The organism is Silvania hatchlandensis, assembly GCF_025564065.1.
GTDB classification, from domain to species: Bacteria; Pseudomonadota; Gammaproteobacteria; order Enterobacterales; family Enterobacteriaceae; genus Enterobacter; species Enterobacter hatchlandensis.
Genome location: NZ_JAMGZK010000019.1, coordinates 1 through 435 on the forward strand (window position 1 = coordinate 1; position 435 = coordinate 435).

Annotated in this window: 1 tRNA gene and 1 rRNA gene; both read right to left on the reverse strand. The window is 47.6% G+C overall.

The features are described from left to right. Positions 1–198: 198 nt before the first annotated feature. A tRNA-Glu gene (locus tag M8014_RS00095) sits at positions 199–273 on the reverse strand. Positions 274–361: 88 nt separating this feature from the next. Continuing rightward, positions 362–435 (reverse strand): 16S ribosomal RNA (locus M8014_RS00100); the annotation flags it as partial.

Genomic DNA, 435 nt, shown 5'->3' on the forward strand with positions numbered 1-435 from the left:
TCGTAAAACAGTTCGTGTCGTGAAAATTTGAGAGACTCGAACACACCGCTTATCTGCTCTTATTACGGAGAGCAGACACAGTGTGTCGTTTCAATTTTCAGCTTGATCCAGATTTTTAAAGAGCAAATATCTCAAACGTGACTTATAAAGTCAGTTTTGAGATATCGTTGGTTGTGCCTTTCACTCACAGCCAGCAAGTGGCGTCCCCTAGGGGATTCGAACCCCTGTTGCCGCCGTGAAAGGGCGGAGTCCTAACCGCTAGACGAAGGGGACACGATGTGTCGCGACTTCGCAGCCGTCTTGCTCGTTACTTTTTCATCAGACAATCTGTGTGGACACTACAAAGGCAGGTTCTTTAAGGTAAGGAGGTGATCCAACCGCAGGTTCCCCTACGGTTACCTTGTTACGACTTCACCCCAGTCATGAATCACAAAG